Origin of the sequence: Kitasatospora sp. NPDC018058 (genome assembly GCF_044327205.1) — a bacterium.
Taxonomy (GTDB): domain Bacteria; phylum Actinomycetota; class Actinomycetes; order Streptomycetales; family Streptomycetaceae; genus Kitasatospora.
Genome location: NZ_JBIRFA010000071.1, coordinates 1 through 20,785, shown reverse-complemented (window position 1 = coordinate 20,785; position 20,785 = coordinate 1). Strand labels below are relative to the sequence as shown.

At 69.8% G+C, this 20,785-nt stretch carries 18 protein-coding genes and 7 pseudogenes; 13 read left to right on the top strand and 12 right to left on the bottom strand.

The window, feature by feature from the left end:
- Nucleotides 1-165: 165 nt before the first annotated feature.
- Nucleotides 166-354, top strand: a pseudogene (locus ACH4E7_RS42730) (IS5/IS1182 family transposase); the annotation flags it as partial.
- A gap of 87 nt (nucleotides 355-441) precedes the next feature.
- Here the strand turns inward: ACH4E7_RS42730 and ACH4E7_RS42725 are convergent.
- Nucleotides 442-651 (bottom strand): MBL fold metallo-hydrolase, encoded by a 210-nt coding sequence (locus ACH4E7_RS42725; RefSeq protein ID WP_396254611.1) that lies wholly within the window; start codon nucleotides 649-651, stop codon nucleotides 442-444.
- A gap of 133 nt (nucleotides 652-784) precedes the next feature.
- Complete coding sequence (locus ACH4E7_RS42720; protein ID WP_396254610.1) at nucleotides 785-1,216, bottom strand: GNAT family N-acetyltransferase; 432 nt, start codon at nucleotides 1,214-1,216, stop codon at nucleotides 785-787.
- 85 nt (nucleotides 1,217-1,301) lie between these two features.
- Between ACH4E7_RS42720 and ACH4E7_RS42715 the strand changes: the two genes are divergently transcribed.
- From ACH4E7_RS42715 to ACH4E7_RS42705, 3 genes are all read left to right on the top strand, one after another.
- Complete coding sequence (locus ACH4E7_RS42715) at nucleotides 1,302-2,138, top strand: SCO2525 family SAM-dependent methyltransferase (protein WP_396254609.1); 837 nt, start codon at nucleotides 1,302-1,304, stop codon at nucleotides 2,136-2,138.
- Nucleotides 2,139-2,147: 9 nt separating this feature from the next.
- The gene (locus tag ACH4E7_RS42710) at nucleotides 2,148-3,119 is read left to right on the top strand and encodes an SCO2522 family protein (protein WP_396254608.1); all 972 of its coding nucleotides are present in this window, start codon (nucleotides 2,148-2,150) and stop codon (nucleotides 3,117-3,119) included.
- 100 nt (nucleotides 3,120-3,219) lie between these two features.
- Nucleotides 3,220-4,137, top strand: a complete 918-nt coding sequence (locus ACH4E7_RS42705; RefSeq protein ID WP_396254607.1) for a DUF6879 family protein — start codon at nucleotides 3,220-3,222, stop codon at nucleotides 4,135-4,137.
- A gap of 42 nt (nucleotides 4,138-4,179) precedes the next feature.
- On the opposite strand, the gene ACH4E7_RS42700 is transcribed toward ACH4E7_RS42705, so the two are convergent.
- From ACH4E7_RS42700 to ACH4E7_RS42685, 4 genes and pseudogenes are all read right to left on the bottom strand, one after another.
- Nucleotides 4,180-4,407 (bottom strand): hypothetical protein, encoded by a 228-nt coding sequence (locus ACH4E7_RS42700; protein ID WP_396254606.1) that lies wholly within the window; start codon nucleotides 4,405-4,407, stop codon nucleotides 4,180-4,182.
- Nucleotides 4,408-4,915: 508 nt separating this feature from the next.
- On the bottom strand, nucleotides 4,916-5,182 hold the full coding sequence (locus ACH4E7_RS42695) for a hypothetical protein (protein ID WP_396254615.1): 267 nt from the start codon (nucleotides 5,180-5,182) through the stop codon (nucleotides 4,916-4,918).
- Nucleotides 5,183-5,720: 538 nt separating this feature from the next.
- Nucleotides 5,721-6,386 (bottom strand): annotated as a pseudogene (locus ACH4E7_RS42690) (ISL3 family transposase); the annotation flags it as partial.
- A 274-nt stretch (nucleotides 6,387-6,660) separates the two neighbouring features.
- On the bottom strand, nucleotides 6,661-7,080 hold the full coding sequence (locus ACH4E7_RS42685; protein ID WP_396254605.1) for a MarR family winged helix-turn-helix transcriptional regulator: 420 nt from the start codon (nucleotides 7,078-7,080) through the stop codon (nucleotides 6,661-6,663).
- Between the two features lie 61 nt (nucleotides 7,081-7,141).
- Between ACH4E7_RS42685 and ACH4E7_RS42680 the strand changes: the two genes are divergently transcribed.
- The 4 genes and pseudogenes from ACH4E7_RS42680 (at nucleotide 7,142) to ACH4E7_RS42665 (ending at nucleotide 13,008) form a co-directional block, all read left to right on the top strand.
- Nucleotides 7,142-7,936 (top strand): alpha/beta fold hydrolase, encoded by a 795-nt coding sequence (locus ACH4E7_RS42680; protein WP_396254604.1) that lies wholly within the window; start codon nucleotides 7,142-7,144, stop codon nucleotides 7,934-7,936.
- 157 nt (nucleotides 7,937-8,093) lie between these two features.
- Complete coding sequence (locus tag ACH4E7_RS42675) at nucleotides 8,094-8,843, top strand: hypothetical protein (protein WP_396254603.1); 750 nt, start codon at nucleotides 8,094-8,096, stop codon at nucleotides 8,841-8,843.
- Between the two features lie 649 nt (nucleotides 8,844-9,492).
- Nucleotides 9,493-10,630: pseudogene (locus tag ACH4E7_RS42670) on the top strand (integrase core domain-containing protein).
- A gap of 512 nt (nucleotides 10,631-11,142) precedes the next feature.
- The gene (locus ACH4E7_RS42665) at nucleotides 11,143-13,008 is read left to right on the top strand and encodes an Ig-like domain repeat protein (RefSeq protein ID WP_396254602.1); all 1,866 of its coding nucleotides are present in this window, start codon (nucleotides 11,143-11,145) and stop codon (nucleotides 13,006-13,008) included.
- 193 nt (nucleotides 13,009-13,201) lie between these two features.
- Here the strand turns inward: ACH4E7_RS42665 and ACH4E7_RS42660 are convergent.
- Together ACH4E7_RS42660 and ACH4E7_RS42655 are read right to left on the bottom strand one after the other, a co-directional pair.
- Nucleotides 13,202-13,516 (bottom strand): annotated as a pseudogene (locus ACH4E7_RS42660) (permease); the annotation flags it as partial.
- 424 nt (nucleotides 13,517-13,940) lie between these two features.
- Nucleotides 13,941-14,549, bottom strand: a complete 609-nt coding sequence (locus ACH4E7_RS42655; RefSeq protein ID WP_396254614.1) for a hypothetical protein — start codon at nucleotides 14,547-14,549, stop codon at nucleotides 13,941-13,943.
- On the opposite strand from ACH4E7_RS42655, the gene ACH4E7_RS42650 reads away from it, so the two are divergent.
- Nucleotides 14,518-15,306, top strand: coding sequence for a competence protein CoiA (locus ACH4E7_RS42650; protein WP_396254601.1), 789 nt, complete (start codon nucleotides 14,518-14,520; stop codon nucleotides 15,304-15,306). The two genes, ACH4E7_RS42655 and ACH4E7_RS42650, sit on opposite strands and share 32 nt — an antisense overlap.
- A gap of 3 nt (nucleotides 15,307-15,309) precedes the next feature.
- Nucleotides 15,310-15,855, top strand: a complete 546-nt coding sequence (locus ACH4E7_RS42645) for a hypothetical protein (RefSeq protein WP_396254613.1) — start codon at nucleotides 15,310-15,312, stop codon at nucleotides 15,853-15,855.
- 522 nt (nucleotides 15,856-16,377) lie between these two features.
- Here ACH4E7_RS42645 and ACH4E7_RS42640 read toward each other — a convergent pair.
- Nucleotides 16,378-16,632: pseudogene (locus ACH4E7_RS42640) on the bottom strand (site-specific integrase); the annotation flags it as partial.
- Between the two features lie 239 nt (nucleotides 16,633-16,871).
- Between ACH4E7_RS42640 and ACH4E7_RS42635 the strand changes: the two are divergent.
- Together ACH4E7_RS42635 and lexA are read left to right on the top strand one after the other, a co-directional pair.
- Nucleotides 16,872-17,207: pseudogene (locus ACH4E7_RS42635) on the top strand (hypothetical protein); the annotation flags it as partial.
- A 201-nt stretch (nucleotides 17,208-17,408) separates the two neighbouring features.
- Complete coding sequence (gene lexA / locus ACH4E7_RS42630) at nucleotides 17,409-18,095, top strand: transcriptional repressor LexA (RefSeq protein ID WP_396254612.1); 687 nt, start codon at nucleotides 17,409-17,411, stop codon at nucleotides 18,093-18,095.
- A 50-nt stretch (nucleotides 18,096-18,145) separates the two neighbouring features.
- On the opposite strand, the gene ACH4E7_RS42625 is transcribed toward lexA, so the two are convergent.
- From ACH4E7_RS42625 to ACH4E7_RS42615, 3 genes and pseudogenes are all read right to left on the bottom strand, one after another.
- A complete protein-coding gene (locus ACH4E7_RS42625; RefSeq protein ID WP_396254600.1) occupies nucleotides 18,146-18,478 on the bottom strand; it encodes a CPCC family cysteine-rich protein in 333 nt (110 codons plus the stop codon).
- Nucleotides 18,479-18,563: 85 nt separating this feature from the next.
- Nucleotides 18,564-19,208 carry a hypothetical protein gene (locus ACH4E7_RS42620; RefSeq protein ID WP_396254599.1) on the bottom strand — a complete coding sequence of 215 codons (645 nt, stop codon included), beginning with the start codon at nucleotides 19,206-19,208 and terminating at the stop codon, nucleotides 18,564-18,566.
- A gap of 175 nt (nucleotides 19,209-19,383) precedes the next feature.
- Nucleotides 19,384-19,584: pseudogene (locus ACH4E7_RS42615) on the bottom strand (transposase); the annotation flags it as partial.
- Between the two features lie 295 nt (nucleotides 19,585-19,879).
- Here ACH4E7_RS42615 and ACH4E7_RS42610 point away from each other — a divergent pair.
- Nucleotides 19,880-20,425, top strand: coding sequence for a hypothetical protein (locus tag ACH4E7_RS42610; RefSeq protein ID WP_396254598.1), 546 nt, complete (start codon nucleotides 19,880-19,882; stop codon nucleotides 20,423-20,425).
- The last annotated feature ends 360 nt before the right edge of the window (nucleotides 20,426-20,785 follow it).

Here is a 20,785-nt window from a genome sequence, read left to right as displayed (position 1 = left end):
CTCAACGAGTACCACGCCGCCCCCGCCCGCCCACCCGTCGACCCGACGGAAAGGTCCAGCTCAGCGGCCTGATCGGAGTTTTGACACCCTTCAGGGGGTGGTAAGGGGGATCTGCACGTCGAGCCGCCCGGAGGCGTCTTCGCCGAGCCCACCGACCACGGGCCCGGACGCTCTGGCGGTGGGCTGACCACCAAGATCCATTTGGCGGTCGAGCAGACACAGAAGTCGATGTCGCTCGTGATCACGGCAGGACAGCGGGGTGACTCCCCGCAGTTCCAGGTCGTCCTGGGCCGTGTCCGTGTCCGTGTGCCGCGGCTCGGCCCGGGACGGCCGCGCACCCGGCCGGACAAGGTGGAGCCGGCGGCAGCGGCGGGAGCGCCGCCCTGATCGGTACCTCGAAGTCCTCCAGCACCGCCGGCGCTCCGGCAGCCCGCCCCCGGATCACCGGCGCCTCGAGCCGGTGCGGTCCTCGTGCCAGTGCGTCAGCACGATCCGGAGAAGGTCGCCGTCCAACACCTGCTCGATCTCCGACGCGCAGTCAGCCGTCTCGGTGTCGATCAGGATCAGCCCGTCGCCGTCCCGCCACAGATAGGCCGCACCCACGGCGAAGCAGAGCATCCGAAGCCTCGGCAGTACCTCGACAACATCCATGGTCCGAGTCTGCGCGTCCTGGGCCGCCGCCATGCTCCCATTCACTGACAGCCAACCCGGTGGCAGGACACGACCGGACCCGCCCTCGCACAACCGATCCGGCGTTGCGGCGGGTCGGGCGGCGCGCCGAGGGCTACCCGGGCAGCGGCATCCGCAGGATCAGCCGGTCGCCGCCCGAGCCGAAGTAGTCGGCCCGGTGGTCGACCTGGACGAAGCCGAGCGACCCGTACAGGCCGCGGGCAGCACTGTTGCCCGGGGCGACGGTGATCATCACCTCGCGGACACCGTCGATGGTGAGACGGTCCAGGCCCTCGGCCATCAGCGAGCGCCCGTAGCCGAGCCCCCGCGCACCGGGGACGACGCCGAGGGCCAGCACCCAACTGCGCCGACCGTCCGGGGTGGTGGCGAACAGCGCGTACCCGCCGAGTTCGCCGCCGTGCTCCACGACCAGCAGCCGGTCGCGGTACAGCTCGTACAACTGCCTGAGCACGAAGTACGGGTAGGGCATGTCCGGGAAGAGCCGGTGGTCCATCCGGACCAGTTCCGGAAGTTCGTGCTCGGCCACGGGCCGCACGGTTCCATGGTCGGGACCGTCGGGTCCCTCGCTCCGGTGCACAGTCATCACCTCTCGTTGGTAGCCTCGTCGAACCATGCCCCCAGCCAACGGCGACCTACCCTGGAACGACTTCGACCCGGAGTCCTACGCGGCGTGCAACTACCAGTCGCTGCGCGTCGACGACGGCCAGATCCTGGCCGCTGTCCGGGACCACTTCAGCGCCCTGGCCAGGGACCTGCCGTCCGGGGCGCTGCGCGGCGTCGACGTCGGCTCGGGAAGCAACCTCTACCCGGCGCTCGCCATGCTGCCATGGTGTTTCAGGATCACCCTCCTCGAACGCGGCAAGCGCAACGTCGACTGGCTCCGGCGCGAGCTCGGGCGGTACTCGGAGAACTGGGACGAGTTCTGGCGGGTACTGGGCGAGGACCCCGCCTACCGAGCGGTGGCGGACCCGCGCCGGCGGCTCGCGCAGATCGCCCGGGTGGTCGACGGGAACCTGTTCTCCGACCTGCCGGAGCACAGCGCCGACATCGGCACGATGTTCTTCGTCGCCGAGTCGGTCTCCGCGCACCACGAGGAGTTCGCGGCGGCTGTCGACCGGTTCGCCGCGGCACTGCGGCCCGGCGCGCCGTTCGCGGTGGCGTTCATGGAGAACTCGCTCGGTTACGAGGTCGGCGACCTGCGGTTCCCGGCCTGCCAGATCACTGCCGAGGACGCCCTCGCCGCGCTCGCCGGACACGCCGCGAGTGATCTAGGAGTGATCCGGATAGAAACCCCTGAGACCGGACCGCTGCGGGACGGCTACACCGGGATGCTCCTGGCACTCGGGCGAAAACGGACGGAGGGAAGGAACATTGACATACAGTCAACTCCCGGCGACCCGCCGGACTCCCCTCCGCCCCGAACGCCGGGACCGCGACCTGCGCCGTAAGGCCGGGCCGTGACCGCCCGCGCCCGGGAGGGTGCGGCCGAGCAGGCACTCCCGGAGCAGGGCCGCAGGCCGGGCGAGGCCGCGCCGCCGTTCGCCCATCTCTCGCTGGAACTGGGCCACTTCTACCCGAGCGACCTGCGCGCCGGGCCCGCGCGCCTGCGCGAGCAGTTCGACCGGGTCGCGCCGTGGGCCGAGGCGGCCCGCCGGGCGTGCGCGGCCCAGGTCAGCCCGGCGGCCAGGATCAGCACCTGCGTCCTGATCGACGACCACGCCGCCCGGCGCACCGCACCGAGCGAGGTGCTGCCCAAGCTGCTGGCGGTGGCCGCCGACGCCGGGCTCGACATCGACTACCTGGCCCGCGAGTCGGCCTGCGCCCGAGCGGGAGCGGTCCGCCCGGCCCGGCTGGTCGAGGCCCGGCTGGCGCCCTCCCTGGCGGCCGGCCCCGACGGCTCCCGTCCGGCGCCGAGAGTGAACGGCTGGCTGAGCAACGGCGAGCGCTCCCCGGCAGCCGGAGCGCCGGGCGGCGGACCGCTCTGGCGGCCCCCGCGGGAGAGGGAGGGGCACCGCCACTCGGTCTTCGTGGACATCGAGCTGTGGAGCGAGCGGAGCGGCGGCCGGGCCTGGTCGTGCTCCTTCCTGGCCGCGGTGTGGCAGCTCCTGCGGCTCGGCCTGCTGCGCGATCGGAGCCGGGCGGTCCTCGAAGCCGTTCCCGCCACCGGGGAGTTCCCGGACTCGTGGCGGGACCTGCCCCCGCTGATCCGGATCCGGCCCGAGGCCGAGCCGTTCACTGCGTACCGCACCTGCTCGGTGCTGCCCTCCGGGTTCCTGCCGGTCGAGCACGCCGTGAAGGTGGTGCTGGACCACTGGGCCCCGCCGCCGGAGGCCCTGGCACAGCTCGCCGCGCACGCCGCCCACGAGGGCCGCACGTTGCCCGCGGAAGTCGCCCACCGGGTCGACTACGTGTTCTACGGGCCGTCGTGACGGTGCCTTAGCCTCTGCGTCAGCCGCTGCCGCTGCCGCTCCCGGCGTCGGGAGTTCGCTGCCGGCCCGGACCCGACCGACTCACACCTGGGGGGAACGAGTGACACAGGAAGCTTCGGCGCCACCGCTGGTGCGGATACCTCCGATCGTCCGCAAGATCCTCGTCTCGCTGACGGGCGGCGGGATCGCCTACCTGCTCACCAACGCGACGGCGCAGCCGCAGAGCATCACGCTGATCCTGTCGTCGTTCGTCGGCGGCACGCTGCTGATGGTCCAGTTCCTGGTCGACTTCGAACGCCGCCTGCTGTCGGTGGAGGGAGCGCTGGTGAACGGCCTCGCGGGCGTCAGCGAGGCCTCCCGGCAGATGCGGCAGCTGCGATCGTCCCGGCTAGACGCCGCGACCGTGACCCGGCTGCTGAACCAGACCGCGGAGGTTGGCCAGAACGGACCGACCGTCATGTACGCCTTCCTGGAACAGGAGATCCGGCGGCTGGCCGAGCTCATCCGGGAACTCCCCGCCGGTGAGGCCGCCTACGACGGCGAGGACCGCGACTGGCTGCTCTCGCTCACCGCCGTCGCGGTGGGCAGCATCGACGCCACCAGCGCCGCCGCGGACTCCGAGTTCTGGGACTCCGAACTCGGGCTGCGCTACCTCGCCCTGCAGGGCGAGGCCGTGCGCCGCGGCGTGACGGTGCGTCGAGTGTTCATTCTGGACAGCGAGGACCCGGCCGCCCTCCGCGAGGTCGAACAGGTCTGCCGCCAACAGGCCGAGGCGGGCATCGTGGTCCGGGTGATGCGGTCCAGCGGCCTGGCCGCGTCCTCCCGGGTCGATCCGATGTTCGACTTCATCGTGTTCGACCAGACCCTTAGCTACGAGGTCTCCTCGGCCCGCGCCCTCGACCAGGGCGGCCGCCTGGCCATCGCCAACACCCGCTTGGTGGTTCGTCCGGAGCGGGTCGAACGCCGCATCCGCCGCTTCGAGGAACTCTGGAGCGCCGCGAGCCCGCCCGCCCGATGACCCCGCACCCACCCATTGCACCTGCTGCCGCTGTTGCCACTGTTACTGCCCTTCGCCGGTGTCGACGAATCGCTGGACGCGAGCCGCAAGGGCGTCGGTGGCGATGGGCAGCCCGATGGGTTCACGTTGCTGTCCCCAGAGCGTCTGCGCGGGCAGAAGGTTCGCAAGGCGTTCGACGACGTCGACGAAGTGCGCGACCATGCCCGAGGTATCCAGTTCGGGGTCATAGTGCAGTCGCAGGCCTTCGAACGGTCCCGGATGGTGGTGCACAACAGACTCCCGCGCCAGGGGATACAGCCAGATGGCGGGCTCGTCTCGTCCAGGACCGCGAAGTAGTCGTCGACCTGTTCGAACCGCAGGTCATCCAGCGATCCCCAACGCGGCTCAGTGGGCGGGAAGTTCGGGCTGACGTCACCGCAGAGCAGGAAGAGATCACCGAAGCCGTCCGAGTACTTCGACGGACGTCCCACCTGGACTTCCCTTTGTGGAACTACAAGATCCAAGTGTCAAGGGTGTCCACGTCGCGGGGCAAAGCTCATCAAGGCCGCCGAGAAGGCGGAGACGCCCGAGGCGGTCGCGGATTCGGCGAAGGATGCCGAGATCGCTCGGCTGCGCGAGCAGGTCCGAGAGCTCGAGCAGGAGCGCGAGATCCTGCGTCGGGCGGCCCCGCCGTGGTGGGGCGATGGCGGACTGCAGCGGCTCCGTAGGCTCGATCGGCGCTTCTTCGCTACGGATGAGGTTGAGGTGCCTCGGCCGCCCGGCCGAGGCACCGTTGTGGTCAGGCCGTTCGGACTTGTTCGCCGCGGCGGTCGGTGAGTTTGTGGCGGATCTCCGGTGTCACCGGGGCTGGCCATGCCTGGATCAGGTAGAACTCCACGGGGTCGCCGTAGTTGTCCTCCAGGTCCAGGCCTTCGTTTCGGCCGCGGACGTGGACACGGAGGCGGTAGGAGCCTGCTCCGGCGGCGGACAGGCTTGGCAGGGTGGTGATGGGGTCGTCCTGGAAGCCGTGTCCGACGAAACCGGCCCGGTTGGTGCTGAAGGTCATGCTGACCTCGACCACGTCGTCCCACCCCGTCGACGTGCAGTGCGGGCTCCGCCTGGCATGGCTCGTAGGTCAGCGCGACCTTCCCGGTCTCGACGCCGGTCAGGATGGTCGCGCTGTTCTCGCCGCCGCGGGTCTGGATGAGGCCGTTCAGCCCGGTGTAGACGTCCAGGGCGAACTCGGCGTCCGGATCCCTGTGAAGGCGGTCGGCGCTGGTGCAGCCCTCGTTGAACCGGGCGATCAGGTAGGCCGTGTGGCCCTGAAGGCCGGTCTGTCGACCGCCCGAGGGCCCCTCGCCGATCAGCTCGTCCGCAGTGGCGGCCTTCATGAACCTCCGGACCGTCTTCGGGTCCAGATGCAGCTCGGCGACGATCTGGCTGTGCCCCATGCCTCTGGCCATCAGCACGTGGACGGCGGCGTGGCGCTCGCGGGTGCGCCGGGCCCGTGGTCCTTCGGGCAGTTTCACCTTCTCCTTGTCCGGTGTGGGCGGGGCCCACTGCGAGCGCAGGCGGGCGACCAGCCGCTCAGCCGCATCGCCGAGGTTCGCCCAGAGGTGGTACCTGTCCGCGACCTGCGTCGCGGTGCCGGCACCGCGGGTTGCTCCGTCGGCGTAGTAGGAAGCGCGGTCGCGGCAGATCACCTCGACGCCGGGGTGCTCGGTGAGCCAGTGGGCCAGGGCGTCGGCGGACCGCTCGGGCAGGACCTCGACGGGACGGCGACTCTCGATGTCGATCAAGACAGTGCCGTAGTTGTGGCCCTTGCGCAGGGCGAAGTCGTCGACGCCAAGCACGTGGACCCGCCCGGTAGCCGGGTCCGGTCGTGCGCGGATCAGGCGTATCAAGGCGTCCCGGCCGATCCCGACCGCCAGGTGCTCGGCCAGGCGGGCTCCGGCTCGGCCGCCGAGTGCGAGGGCGACGGCCTCGCGGAGCTTCCGCAGCGGCACCGTGCACCGCCCATAGCGGGACGTCAGGCCGGGGACCTGCTCGGCGAAGGTCCGCCTCCCGCAGTCGTCGTTGTGGCAGAAGAACCGGCGGACCCGCAGGTGAAGCACCAGCTCCCGGCCGGAGACGGCCGTGTCGCTGACCCGCCGTTCGTAGCCGCTGTGGACGCGCTCGGACCAGCTACCGCAGCTCGGGCACTCCGCCTCGTGCGCCCGACCGCGCGCATGGACTCGTACCGACCGGCCAACCGGCCTGACGAAGTCCATGTGTAGCAGCGCGAACTGGGCGAACAGAATTGCCAGGAGATCAGCGACAGACACCCATCATGATCGACAATCGCTGAGATCCGCGGGCGGCTTTCACGGAACTCGCGCCAGAGCCGTGGAATTCCCCACGGACGGCCAATTGCGATGTAACAGTCCGTGACGAGCATGGGCTGGCGGGGGCACCCGCCAGCCCATCTGTTTCGGGCTGTGCCGAGGCGGTCGCTCAGCGGGTGGCGAGGGATGGAAACACGCATGAGGTGTGCCTGCGGCGGGTCTACGTGTCTCGTTCTGCGGTGAGGCGCTGAAGTAGGTCGAGCAGGGTTGCGCGGTCCGCGCCGGGCAAGGCCGAGAAGCAGGCGGCGAGCACCTTGTCCGCAACCGTGTGGCCGGCCGCCAGTACCTGCTCGCCGATGGGCGTGAGATGGTGCTCGATGCGCCGGCCGTGCCCCGGTCGGCGTTCGACGAGGGCCTGGGCTGTGAGGCGGCCGGCGAGTGTTCCGAAGGCTTGCTCGGTCTGAAATGTCGCTGCGGCCAACTCGCGGGCTGATGCCCCGGGTGAGCGGCTGATCGCTCGCAGCGCGTCCCACTGGGCCAGCGTCGTGCCGATGGCGGAGAGCGCGCTGTCGAGGGCCCGGTGCTGTCGATACTGGGCTTGTTTGACCGCTCTGCCGAGTTCTTGCAGCTCACTGTGCATGGAGCCAGTTTACGCCACAACCAAGCTTCCTTATTTAAAGATGTTTAGTTACTCTGGGGGCATGCCCACCGACGCATCAGCCCCGTACGCCGACCTGCCCCTCACGCTGGACGAGGCCGGAGCCGGCAGGCCGGTCCTCATCCTGCACGGCGGCGGAGGCCGCGCCACAGTCGCCGGCCTCGCCCAACACCTCTCCCGCACCGCGCACACCATCACGCCCGTGCACCCCGGCTGGGACGGCACCCACCGCCCCGCATGGCTCACCGGCATCGCCGACCTCGCCCTCGCCTACCTCCACCACCTGCGCGAACGCGGACTGCGCGACGTTCTCGTCGTCGGCTCCTCGCTCGGCGGTTGGATAGCCGCCGAGATGGCCGTCCGCGACAGCACGGGAATGATCACCGGCCTTGTCCTGATCGATGCCGTCGGCGTGCAGGTCGAGACGGAACCGATCACTGACTTCTTCGCCCTTGACGCCCGCGGCGTCGCGGAGCACTCCTGGCACGACTCAGACCGGTACTACCTCGACCCGGCCGACGTCCCAGCCGAAGAACTCGCGCGCAGACAAACCAACATGGCCACCATGCGCATCCTCGCCGGCGACCCCTACATGCATGACCCCAAGCTGCTGCGCCGGCTCGGACATGTCCAGACGCCCACCCTCCTGCTCTGGGGTAGGAGCGACCGCATCGTCACCCCCGCCTACGGCGCGGCGTACGCCGATGCCTTCGGCAACGGCCGGCTCGAGGTCATCCCCAAGGCGGGCCACCTTCCGCAGATCGAACAGCCCGAAGCCACCTTCGCTCTGATCGACGCCCACCTGCGCCAGACGCGCAACCCGTTCTACCCACAGTGAGTAACCGTTGACGGTCAGTTACCCCACCACCAGCTGGCTCCGCCGCCGCGACGGCGGAGCCAGCTGCCGGGCGCGGTTCTTGTTGGCGGATGCGGGAACGGGGTAAAGATCGCACAGTCCCTGCGGAAGACCGCGTGGGCGGATGAGACGAGGAACCGTGGCAGAAGACCGTTTCAGTGAGACCATCGCCCAGCTGGAGGCGGAACTTCCCGGCATCGAGGCGCGGCGGCGGCGCCTGGAGGACGAGCTGACTGCCGCCGTGGCGCGCGAGAACGCCGTACGCGGCGCCATCGAGAGCCTGCGGGCCCTGGCCGAACCGTCGACCTCGCCAGACACCGCACCGGCGGGCAACACGCGGGCAGAGGCGGACGCCATCGCCGGGGACCGGCCGCAGAAAATCGCGGCCGAAGCCGAAGCGGGCCCGGACCGGGGCGCGGAGCCGGCCAAGAAGGCCACCACCCGCACGGACACGGCCACGAAGACGGCGAAGAAGAGCACCGCCAAGAAGGCCCCGGTCAAGAAGACCACGGTGAAGAAGGCGGCACCCGCGAAGAAGGCCGCGGCGAAGAAGACCGCCGAGGGCGCGCGGCCGCGCACCGCGACGAAGAAGACGGCTGCGGCCCGGGCCACCGGGCCGGTGCAGACCGGCGCCGAGCCGGCGCCACAGAAGAGCGAAAAGGCTGCGCCCGCGCCCAGGCGGCGAACGACCGGTGCCACCTCCGAGAGTGTGCTGGGCGTGCTGGCCGACGCGCAGGGGCCCCTGCGCGCCCGAGAGGTGATTGCCCGGCTGGAGATCGAGGAGTCGGCGGACAACGTGAACGCGGTGCGCACCATGCTGGAGCGCCTGGCCAAGGCCGGCCGGGCGCAGCGCCCGGGCCGCGGCCTGTACGCGAAGCTGGACGGCTGACCCGCCGGGGCCAGTCGGCGGCCAGTGCGCGAACCTGCCGCACCTCGCCGTCGGCCGGTTGAGCGACCTCGCCGGAGTGGCACGCGGACTACCGTCGATCCCGGCACCACCAAGGCGCTGCAGCGCACGCTGGCGTTCCGCTGCGGCTACACCGGCAGCCTTAACGGGTATGCCGGTCAGCATCGACCGTCGCTGCATCGTCGCCGTCCGCCCGCGATCGGAACCGGATCGTCCAAGGCGGTGACATGCCTGGTCAGCCCACACACAGTGGTGCACCCGATCACGGAACGCCAGGGGTTGACGTCATGACCGCACACGCGCGCAGGGACTCGGTCAGGGGCATTGGCACGCCCGACACGATTTGCGGTGTCGTCGACTCCACCTGGGGGTGGACAAGAACTAGCTCCTGGCCCGGATCTGAACCGGCGACGCCCCCGCGTCCGACGCGGTCGTCGCCGTCCCTGTCTGAGACGCCGGAAGGCCGCCACCCGCGGGTGGCGGCCTCCTGTGCCTTCTCGGGGCCTCGGCAGCCTTGCCCCTGCCGAGAACCTCATCCGGCCTGGTGGGAGGCAGGGTGTACGAGTGCCGGCCTCGTTGGTCGGGTAGTCGCTCTGGCAGGCCTGCGATCGTCCCGGGATGATGACTGGTCGTGCTGCTGCGACTGACGTACCTGGGTGTGACGACCGCGTTCGCGTTGCTGCGGCTGCTGCCGATGAGCGACCGTGAGAAGGACGCGGAGATTCTGGCCCTGCGCCATCAGATCGCGGTGCTGGAGCGGCAGCTGAGTGGACCGCGGGTCCGTTTCGAAGCGAGCGACCGGGCGTTCCTGGCGGCACTGCTGCAGGGCCTGTCGGCGCAGGTGCTGCGCAGGATGCGGTTGCTGGTGCGGCCGGAGACCGTGCTGCGCCGGCACCGCGACCTGGCCGCCTGCCGCCATGCCGCCCGGTCCCGTCCGAAGCGCCCAGGCCGACCACGGACCGTGCGCTCCGTCCGCGCCCTGGTGCTGCGTCTGGCCGCGGAGAATCCGGGGTGGGGGTACCGGCGCCTGCACGGTGAGCTGCTCGTTCTCGGCGTCAAGGTGGCCGCGTCCACGGTGTGGGAGATCCTGAAGGAGGCCGGGATCCCGCCGGCACCCGAGCGGACCTCCAGCACCTGGGCCGACTTCCTGCGCTCCCAAGCGGACGCACTCCTCGCGTGTGACTTCTTCGAAACGGTCACCCTGTCCGGGGCCCGGCTGTACGTGCTCGCGGTGATCGAGCACGCCAGCCGCCGGATCCGGATCCTGGGCGCGACCGCGCATCCGACCGCGTCCTGGGTGACGCAGGCGGCGAAGAACCTCGTCATGGACCTCGAGGACGCCGGCTGCCAGGCACAGTTCCTGATCCGGGACCGGGACGGGAAGTTCCCCGAACTGTTCGATCCCGTCCTGCAGGACGCGGGCATCGAGGTCGTGCTCAGCGGCATCCGTATGCCGCGCATGAACTCCCTCATGGAGCGATGGATACAGACCTGCCGCCGAGAGCCACTGGACCGCACTCTGATCTGGAACGAGCAGCATCTACTCCACGCCCTGCGCGAGTTCGAGAAGTTCTACAACTCCCACAGACCGCACCAGGGCATCGCGAACGCCCGACCCCGCTGCGCCCTTCCCGAGCCGATCGTGTCGGCGACGGGTGAAAACCAACCGACGCCGACAGATCGACAACCCGGAGCGAATCGCTCGCCTCGACATACGCCGAACCGACCGACTCGGCGGCCTCCTCCACGAATACCGACATGCAGCCTGATCAGCCTGGATGAGGTTCTCGGCAAGGGCAGGGTTCCCCTACAACGCCGAGGACCGGCGACCACGCAGAGCTGGCGATCGAGACGTTCACGGTCGCGGGCGGTCAACGCGGCCACATTGCGTGCAGTTCGTCCTCTCGTACGGCGTGCTCGGGTCGGGCTGCGGATTGGTCTGTTCGGGTGATAGTCGAGTCAAGGGGGTGGTGTCGTACTGGTTATTTCGGGTTAATGATGGTGACCGTTTTCCGGTGGGTTGCCCATCTCTCCGGCGAGAGAGGCAACCCCTGTGGCGCGCAGGTGCGCGGTGCGTGTCGGTATGTCCTCCCTCTGTCCCGGTGTGCAAGCGGTGATCCGGTTCGCGTATACCGGCGCCGTGCGACGTGGGCCCCGGTGGGAATTCTTGGGTGGCGCTCTCAGCTGAGAGAGGTTTGCCATGGAACCGAGTACGGGTTGGTTGGGAGCTCCGGCGATAGCCTGCGGGGTTCGGCCGGTTGTACCGGCGGGTGGATCCGAGGTGCCCGCTGTACGGGGGCTCGTGGCGCCGCTGTTGAGTGCGGCGTTCTCCACGGTGACGATCCCGGCGGGCACGACCCCGCTGGCGGTGGCGGTGGCGTCGAACGGCAACGTCTACGTCGGCAACGCCAACTCGGCGAGCGTGACGGTGATCAGCAGCACCACGAACACGGTCCTGGCCACCGTCCCCGTCGGCGGGGACCCGGCCATGATAGCGGTGGCGCCGAACGGCAACGTCTACGTCACCAACCAGAGCTCGAGCAACGTGACGGTGATCGGCAGTGCCACGAACACCGTCCTGGCCACCGTCCCCGTCGGCGGGGGCCCGTTCTCGGTGGCGGTGGCGCCGAACGGCAACGTCTACGTCACCAACTCCACTTCGGCGAGCGTGACGGTGATCAACAGCGCCACGAACACGGTCCTGGCCACCGTCCCCGTCGGCGCGGTCCCGGACGCGGTGGCGGTGGCGCCGAACGGCAACGTCTACGTCGCCAACCGGAACGCGAACACCGTGACGGTGATCGACAGCGCCACGAACACCGCCGTGACCACCCTCCCCTCCGGTGGTTTCCCGGGCGCGGCGGCGGTGGCGCAGAACGGCAACGTCTACATCGCCAACCAGACCTCGAACAACGTGACGGTGATCGACAGCGCCACGAACACCGTCCTGGCCACTGTCCCCGCCGGCACGGTCCCGGGGGTGATAGCGGTGGCGCAGAACGGCAACGTCTACGTCACCAACACCGTTTCGAACAACGTGACGGTGATCGACAGCGCCACGAACACGGTCCTCGCCACCGTCGGCACCGGCGCGGGCCCGTTCGGGGTGGCGGTGGCGCCGACCGGCAACGTCTTCGTCGGCAACTCCAATTCCAACAACGTGACGGTGATCAGCAGCGCCACGAACACCGTCGTGGCCACCGTCCCCGTCGGCGCGTTCCCGTTCTCGGTGGCGGCGGCGCCGAACAGCAACGTCTACGTCACCAACGCCAATTCGGCGAACGTGACGGAGATTTCGCCGTTGACGGTGACGACCTCGCCGGCGGCGCCGAGGTGCGGGCAAACGGTGACGTTCAGCATTTCCGGGGGGACTCCGAGCGGGACGGCGGTGGTGAACTTCGGGGACGCCAGCCCCACCGTCACCGTCGCCCTGGACGCCACCGGGAGCGGGCAGACCACCCACACCTACACCGCCGGTACGTTCACCGCGACCGTGAACGGCAACCCCACCTCCGTCACCGTGAGCCCCAACCCCACGACGCCGACGCTGTCGGTGACGCCGAACCCCTCCAGCTGCGGGCAGAGCGTGACCGTATGCGCCACCATCACCCCGACAGCGGCCACCACCTCAGTGCCGACCGGCACGGTCACCTTCACCCTCCCCAACGGCCAGACACAGATGCTCCCCGTCAACATATCGGGGCAGGCCTGCTTCACCACCACCGCCCTGACCACGGGCACTCTCACCGCCGCCTACGGCGGTGACAGCTGCTTCAGCGGCTCCAGCTACAGCACCCCCGTCACCGTGAACCCCAACCACACAACGCTGACCGCGCAGCCAGGCACGATCCGGCTCCGGCTGACCCCGCTGCCGGAGTACTACATCCCCACCCTCAGTGCCACCCTGACGACCACCTCGGGGATGCCGGTGGCTGGTCAGCCGGTGACCTTCACCGCCACCACGCTCTTCGGCCCGGTCAACCTCGGCACCGCCGTCACCGACGCCAGCGGCACCGCCACCATCCACAACGCCATCGTCCCCGTCTTCGCCGTCGCCACCCCCTTCTACACCGCCACCTTCCCCGGCACCGCCTGCTACAGCGCCGCCACTGCCCACAGCATCCTGCTGTTCATTCCCCTCCCGTAGTGACAGCGGCTCCAGCACCGGCACGGTGATCCAGCGGACCACGGCGCAGGGGGCGAGGTTGTCCGGGGCCGGCGCTCGCCTCGCCCCCGACGCGTGGACCGCGTTCATCATCACCATCGAGACCGGCAACACCCCAGCACCTGAACAGCACTGCGCGAGACGTCGGCCTGGCCGACGTCTCGCGCAGATCTCATCAGTGGTGGTCGTGGCCCGCGTGCTGGTCACGGTGTGCTGCGCTCTCGCCCGCGTCCGGGGAGCCGCCCATCATCCGTAGCATCGCGGCGCCGCCGGTGCCGAAGAAGCGGATGAGGAGAGCGGCCGCGAGCAGGAGGAAGGCGATGTTGAGCCCGGTGGTGTAGTTCCACTCCACACCGGACATCGGGATCTTCGCGTTCCGCCGGTCCGGGATCAGGCCGAGGGCGCCGAACAGGAGCTCCACCGCGTAGCCCGCCAGCACCATCGCCGTGTAGAAGGTGCCGAGGAGGAAGAGGGCCATCCGGCGAACGGTGGGTTTGCGGAATTCCTGGCAACCGTGCTGACCGGCGGTTACGCCAGCGAGGACGAGTTGCTGGTACGCGCGGACCCTGACGTGTGGGGGCCTCAGCCGGCCCGACCTCTTTGGTCGCCCGCGGATGACTGGGCGGGCAAAAACTGGGGCGCCGAGTGGGGTATCGATGGATTTCTTACAGCGCCCGGGTCGACGGAGATGCCCTGGGTTAGGAAGTGAAGATCCGCGCGACCATGTAGTCCGGAGAACGGGCGCGCTCGGCTGGCATGACGTTCTTATGGGCGAGTGCAGTTGCCGAGTTCGACTCCGCGCTTCTCGAAATACTCCTCGAATCCTTGAGGCGCCGGAGGGCGCGACGGGCCTGGAGGTGGACGGAGGGGCAGATCTCGCGAACTCGCCCGCACGTCGGTGGGGACGGTTCGGCTCAGTGTGACCAGTAGGTGTCCTCGGTGTCCGGTCTCAGGGGTGACAGCGGGCGGGCGTATTCCGGAGCGTATGCAACGTCGACGCCGCTGACGGACATCGTGAGAGTGATCATCCCGTCCGGCTGCGGGGAGAGCGCGACCCACACACCGATCCCCTCTGAGGTCCCAGCGCTGAGAATGTCCGGGCCCGCGTCCGGACTGCTCGGGGTCCAAACCGGTGGCTCCTGGCGGTAACCGCGCAGCCGCCACGAAGCCTCGATGCGGTCCTTGAGCTCTTGCCGATGGGACGCGCTGATCCTGGTACGAGCGGTGAACCGCCGGTCGAAGGTGGACAGCCGGCTCAGTGTGCCGTCCGACCGCGGCTCGTACCGGTTGACGGTACAGCCCCTGTCGCTCAGCACCAGGCCGGGGCTCAGGCTCCCCAGCGTGTCCTGAACGGTGCGCTCGCTGAGCACCTGGAACTCCTCCGGGGTACGGCGGACGGTCTCAGGCCCGGGCTTGGAGGAGGAGTCCTCAGACCCGAGGGACCACCACACACCGATCAGGAGCGCGAACATCACACCGACCACGACAGCAATGCCCGCCACCGCGACCAGAGCCGCCTTCATCCACGCCTTGCCGGACAACCCCCACCCCCTGCTGCGCTTTGTACCGCCACCGTACGAGCGCGACCCGGTGCGAATCCTGAGTATCCGTACTCAGGTCGGTGCCGTGGGTTCTCTTCGGCACCCCCCAAGCGGTCCGGCCGCGCCCCGGTCCGCAGGTTCGACAGGGCGGAGGGCGGGGAGGACGGTCGGCGCCGCAGCCGGCCGGGGGAGAAGGGGAGCGGTGACCTTCACCGCAGTACACGCAGAGCGGGGTCGCCTGGACGCGACCCGGGACGACTTGGGCTGCGGCTGGGCGTGGACAGCGGTCCACCGCGCGCGGCCGAGGGTCCCGCTCGGGTGCCCGGAGTGCGGCCACGGGGTGCACGCCAAGGTCTCCCCCACGGGGATGCGGTTCTTCTCCCACGACCGCGGCTCCCCGGCCTGCGCGCTGGCGCAGGAGAGCATGGAGCACTACCTGACCAAGCTCCAGCTCGCGCACGCGATCCGGGCCGCCGGCTGGTACGCCGAGCTGGAGGTCCGCGCACCGGACGGATCCTGGCGCGCCGACGTGATGGCCTCCTCCGCCGACGGCGCCCGCCGAACAGCCTGGGAGGCGCAGCTCTCACCGATCACCCGCGACGAGTTCCGGGAGCGCACCGCCCGCTACGCTGCCGCCGGGATCGCCGTGTGCTGGGTGGCGCTGTCCTCCCGCAGCTGGGTGGGCGCTGCGCCCACGGTGGTGGTCTCAGCCCGCGGGCCGGCCAGCACCGAGAACTGAACCGTGCACGGCGGCGTCGGCCGCTTCACCGTCACGCCCTGCCGGAAGAAGTGCCGTTGCCCGCACGGCCACGGCCGCTGGGAGAGCGTCAGCGCGCCCCTGGACGACGTCGTCGCCTGGGTACTCGGCGACCGGGTCGTTCTCCACCGGCTGCCCGCCGGGGACGACGACCACCGGGTGCGGTGGACCGTGCCCCGCTACGTCGAGCAGGCGCAGGCACACGCCGCAGCCGACTGCGAGCTTCAGGCCAAGCAGGCGGGTGAGGCGCAGCGGCGCAGGCGGGAGCGGCGGGAGGGGTGGGCCGAGCCGAGGGCGGGGCAGGACTGGCGGGCCGCCATGCCGATGGGGCGGCGCTTCCGGCTGGAGGCCGCGGCCGCCCGGTGGGTCGAGGCCGACTGCGGGCGGCCCGCGCGCCTGGGCCACGAGGAGATCTCGGACCCCGGTGGGCGGGCGGCCTGCCGGTGTATGCCGCAGGGCGTCCGTACGCCGTCCTGCGGCCGGCCGCCCATCGCGCAGGCCGGGACGAACTGGCCGGGCTGGTGGTGCTGACCGCCGGCGCCACCGAGCATCGTGCCGTCGCCGACCGCAAGCCCTCGCCGACAACGGCAGTGGCAATCGGTCAAGGATCGGTGGCACGGGACACCCGCCCCGAACGTCGCCCACCTGCGCGAATGCCACTTGCAAAAGCAATCGAACGTACGATCGAATGGAGGGGCCGGAGGGGAGCCGGAGACACGACGACAGAAGGGGGCCGATCGGACAGGAGGTGACGCAGAGTGCTCGCGACGCATCTGCATTCCGCCTCGGGCTACTCGGTGCGGTACGGCGCGTCCCTGCCTGCAGTGCGAGTTCGGCCGCCGCCCGGTTGCGGTGCGGCCGGAACCCGCCGAACCCCGTGTCCAGTGCGGCGTCCGGCGTGAGGCCGCCGAACCCCACGTCGCGGAAGTAGAGGTACTGCTCGATCTCCAAGTGCCTGACCCTGGCGTCCCGGGTGAGGCCGCTGCCCAGCGACTCGCCCTGCAGTGTCGAGCGCCAGGGGCGGCCCGAGACGTAGCCGGTGTCCTTCAAGAAGTCGTAGAGCTGGCCGATCGCCGCCGCGTCCCTGTCCCAGCTCGCCCCGTCGACCGTCTCGGCGGCGTCGTCGAGCCGCCACTGTCGGAACTGGAGGATGTCCGCCTCCGTCGCAGTCCGCAGGTCCGCGCCCCGGGCCCGAAGGAAGCCCAGCAGCATCAGCGCGGTGTAGGCGTAGGCCCGCATCGTCTTCGGCTTCTTGCGGTAGAGCGCAAGCCTCCGGAACCAGGACGACAGAGGCTCGACGGGCCGCATCGCCTCGTCCAGGAGAACCGGCGTCCCGGCGGGCAGCTCGTAGTGCAGTAGCACGTTCCTGAGCAGCGCGCGGTCGACCCCGGCCACGTCGCCGACCCGCCACACGGCGCGAGGGTTTGCGAAGTACAGCTGCACAGGTCACCTGCTGGATCCGGTAGATGCGGCTGGGTACACCAGACGTACCGGAGAGCCAGGGATGACATCTGCATGAGGCGTGAGTGTCTTCTGAAAAACACTCAATGAGACACAACCGCATGTCTGGAGAACCGCGCCGGTTCTACGACCTGGTGGTCCAGGTCGCCCTCATCCGCCCCGGCCCGATCCAGGGCGGATCCGTCCACCCCTACATCAACCGCCGCAACGGCCGGGAGAAAGCCGCCATCCCGCACCCGCTGATGGAGCGCGCCCTCGCCAAGACCCTCGGCGTCCCGCTGTTCCAGGAGCAGATGATGCAACTGGCCATCGACTGCGCCGGATTCACCCCCACCGAGGCCGACAAGCTGCGCCAGGCCATGGGCGCCAAACGCTCCCACGAACGGGTCGCCGAGCTGCGTGAGCGCCTCCTCGCCGGGATGGCCGAGCGCGGCATCCCCGAAGACGTCGCGGAGGACGTCTACGCCAAAATCCCTCGCCCCCGGCGCCCGCAGCAGGGACTTCCGATGACCTCGGCGCGCACCCCCGAGCGGGCATCCGGGCAGGTCACCGAACCTGAAAGCCCGGTGACGGACTCGCAGGACGCCGGATACAGTCGACACCCGCACGATCGAGAGGGCACCATGGCCGATACCACGACAACCCGCGCCCGTAGTGGCCGGCCCCCGGGCGTGCGCACCGACGCCGAAGGCCTCACCGAGCGCCAGCGCCGGGTGATCGAAGTCATCCGTGACTCCGTCCAGCGCCGCGGCTACCCGCCGTCCATGCGCGAGATCGGCGAGGCCGTCGGCCTGACCAGCACCTCCTCCGTCGCCCACCAAGTGAAGGCCCTGGAGCGCAAGGGCCACCTGTACCGCGACCCGCACCGGCCCCGCGCCTACCGCGTGTGGGCCGACCGCCAGACCGCACCCGCCGACAGCACCAGGAGCACCGGTGTCCCCGTCACCGTGCCGCTGGTCGGCCGGATTGCCGCCGGCGGTCCGATCCTGGCCGAGCAGACGGTCGAGGACGTCCTCCCGCTGCCCCGCCAACTGGTCGGCGAGGGCGAGCTGTTCGCGCTCACCGTGCGCGGCGACTCGATGATCGAGGCCGCCATCTGCGACGGCGACTGGGTCACCGTGCGCCGCCAGCCGGTCGCCGAGAACGGCGACATCGTGGCCGCCATGATCGACGGCGAAGCCACCATCAAGCGCCTCAAGCGCGACAACGGCCAGATCTGGCTGATGCCCCACAACCCGGCGTACGAGCCGATCAACGGCGACAACGCGACCATCCTGGGCAAGGTCGTCGCGGTCCTGCGCCGCCTCTGACCGCACGGGCGCGGCGCCCCAACCCTGGCCCCGGCGGATCGCCCAGACTTCTAGAGCCAGCGATACTCCGGGTCCTTGTACTTCCGTTCCTCGGGGAAGGGCGCGCGAACGTACTTGGCCCACTGAGGTGCGCAGGCGCCGATCGTCTCGTAGTTGTGTTGTGCCTCGGCAAGGCTCAGTGTCCCGTTCGGACCGCCGCGGACCTCGTCGCGGTCGTGTTCGTCCTGCCCGTCGTCCTCCCAGTAGCACACGAGGCACGTCTCGTTCGCCCCGCGAGTTTCCAGGGTCAGGTAGCCGCAGCACGGGCACGCGTACGGGCCGTTCTCCGGCCCGAGCACGATGTTGAACCTCTGCGGCATGGCGCCCTTGTCATCGCTGGTCACGCTGCCACAGATAGCAGCACTCACCGACAATCGGCACAGTACGAGCGCGGTCGGAGGTTAAACGGCAAGGCGACTGGTGCGGCGGCTACTTGGGGACCGTCATGGTGTCGCGGATGCGGCGGGTGCGGTCGGCGGCGTCGGCCTGGTCGAGAGTGGCTGGACTCCCTTCGGCCCAGGGTGGGAAGGCCACGGAGCCCGCGGTGTAGTGGTCGGCCCAGAGGCATATGGGTATGACGAGCAGTGCCTCGGTCGAGACTCCGCACTTGAGCCGGCCCTGCGGGTCGTGCGGATCCCGGGCGTCGACGTCGGTCAGCGGCACTGTCCACGTGCCCCTCGGGGACTGCATCGCGGCAATCGCGGACGTCGTCACCGCGTCGGGATCGGTGATGGTGCCCCAGGCCCCGCCGATGGTCAGGATCCCACCGGAGTCAGTGGTGTACTTGGCCACCAGGCTGCCGTCGAAGCTTTCGTAGCCAGTTGGTTGCGGGCCTGCGGGGTGGTCGGCGCGGACGTTGGCGGGGCTCTCTGCCCGGTAGTCGCCGGGAAGGGACTCCGGAGCGGTCAACCGCAATGAGCCCGGCGCCGCACCGGCGGGACTGCCGTCTACCGCCGGAGCGGCCTTGGGAGACGGCGAACCGTCTCCGCAGCCCGCCAAAGTCCCCATCAGCAGAACCGTGGCCCCGACCTTCGACACGGTCTTCACGACGCGCACACCCATCCCAGCCTTCATGATCACATAGTAAGGGTCGGGCGCTCACCTCGGTCCCGATCACCGCGAAGAGGCCGAGGACCCGCAGACTGCGGCCGCGCCGTTCTCGCCCGGCTCAGTTGACCCGCGAAGGCGTGAGAGCACGGCACGCATCGAGGCTCTGGCGTCCTGGGCGATGGTCGTCGTGGGCGTGCCTGGTCCGCACCACGTAGAAGATCGCGTCCACGATCCGCCGCCGCGGATGCTTCTCCAGCCGCCCGCCCTTCGGCCCCACCCGCGCCGAGGGGAGCAACGGCTCCACCAGCGCCCACTGTTCATCCGTCAGGTCCGACGGATACCCACCCTCAACGCCGCTCACGGTGACCTCAACGAACCCTTCAGCAACGGGGCACGGCAGATCCCCAAACGCCCACTTCGTGCCGGGGCTCGACCTGCCCGGCATGCACAGCAGGATCAAGCTGGGAGCCGGTAACGGGTCGAAGCGCCTGGCCACGCCTGGATATCCGATCCGCTCCCGGATGCTAGAGGCCTGGAGACGGCGCTCCATCGATGGATCCGGGCCCAGGGTGCCTGCCTTCTTTACGCACGCCGCTTCGCGCCCGCGTACGATCACGAACCGTCGCCGATGAAGTGAGGCTGGATCGATGCCCCGTACCCCAACGCCGATACACCTGGCCGCTGTCACCCTGGCCTTGACCGCTCTGCTGGCTTGCGCAGCCTGCGCTGGACAGACAAATGTCGTGCCGTCCGCTCCCGTGCCGACGAGTGCCGCCGCGTCCCCCGTCGCCGCAAGCCCTCCGCCGAGCTCGGCCCGACCGGATCAGCAGCAGCTGGACACGGCCGCGGATGCGGTTTCACGCCTCGGCGGCTCCTACCAGGATGTTTTCACGGGCCTGATGGTGGACGTTCCGGACGGTTGCGTCATCGTCTACCGGAAGCCGGGCGGTGGCGGCTTCGACGCCGCCCTCGCCCACCTGGGTCTGGGCGTGCGCGTGGACCTGCGGGACGCGCCGCGCTCGATCAGCGAGCTGGCCGCCACCCGCAACCGGGTCGCGGCACTGATAGGGCACACGAGCGACTACAGCATCGTCATGGTGGGCGACGGATCGGCGGTGAGCTTCACCCGCGGCGTGGTGGAGGTCGGCGTCAGCGGAAATCTGGCCAGCGCCCAGGCAGACCTGCGCAGCCGCTTCGGTGACCGGGTCACTGTCTCAGTCGCGCAACCGCTCGCGGGCTGACCGGAATCTCCGCCCCGCGTTCGGCTGTCAGTGGGCGTTTAGGGATGGTTTGCGACTAGTGTTTTGATCCGTTTTTATCGCATTCATCACCAAGGTGCATGGCTCGAAATACCTGGAAGCTCTGCGTGGGTAGGAGTATTTCGTCGCATTGCTAAACCAGACGGAATCCACCGCCGAGAAGCGGATCAAACGGTCATGCGGGTGAGCGCCCGGAAGACCACGAAGGCGAACGCAAGGTGCGAATCACCCCGGGGTCCAGTACTGGTACTGACCTTGGCGCTTCGAGGTGATTGGCCTGTTTGTGTGGCTGACTGATGCTCATCTACGCGCTATGCCGTTGGTATGCGCTATGCGGATGGG

Coding starts and splice junctions, on each gene's coding strand:
- ACH4E7_RS42715 (WP_396254609.1), top strand. CDS start 1,302: ATGCCCCCAGCCAACGGCGACCTACCCTGGAACGACTTCGACCCGGAG.
- ACH4E7_RS42680 (WP_396254604.1), top strand. CDS start 7,142: ATGCCCACCGACGCATCAGCCCCGTACGCCGACCTGCCCCTCACGCTG.
- ACH4E7_RS42655 (WP_396254614.1), bottom strand. CDS start 14,549: ATGAAGGCGGCTCTGGTCGCGGTGGCGGGCATTGCTGTCGTGGTCGGT.
- ACH4E7_RS42725 (WP_396254611.1), bottom strand. CDS start 651: ATGGATGTTGTCGAGGTACTGCCGAGGCTTCGGATGCTCTGCTTCGCC.
- ACH4E7_RS42685 (WP_396254605.1), bottom strand. CDS start 7,080: ATGCACAGTGAGCTGCAAGAACTCGGCAGAGCGGTCAAACAAGCCCAG.
- ACH4E7_RS42650 (WP_396254601.1), top strand. CDS start 14,518: ATGCCCGCCACCGCGACCAGAGCCGCCTTCATCCACGCCTTGCCGGAC.
- ACH4E7_RS42620 (WP_396254599.1), bottom strand. CDS start 19,208: ATGAAGGCTGGGATGGGTGTGCGCGTCGTGAAGACCGTGTCGAAGGTC.
- lexA (WP_396254612.1), top strand. CDS start 17,409: ATGGCCGATACCACGACAACCCGCGCCCGTAGTGGCCGGCCCCCGGGC.
- ACH4E7_RS42695 (WP_396254615.1), bottom strand. CDS start 5,182: ATGACCTTCAGCACCAACCGGGCCGGTTTCGTCGGACACGGCTTCCAG.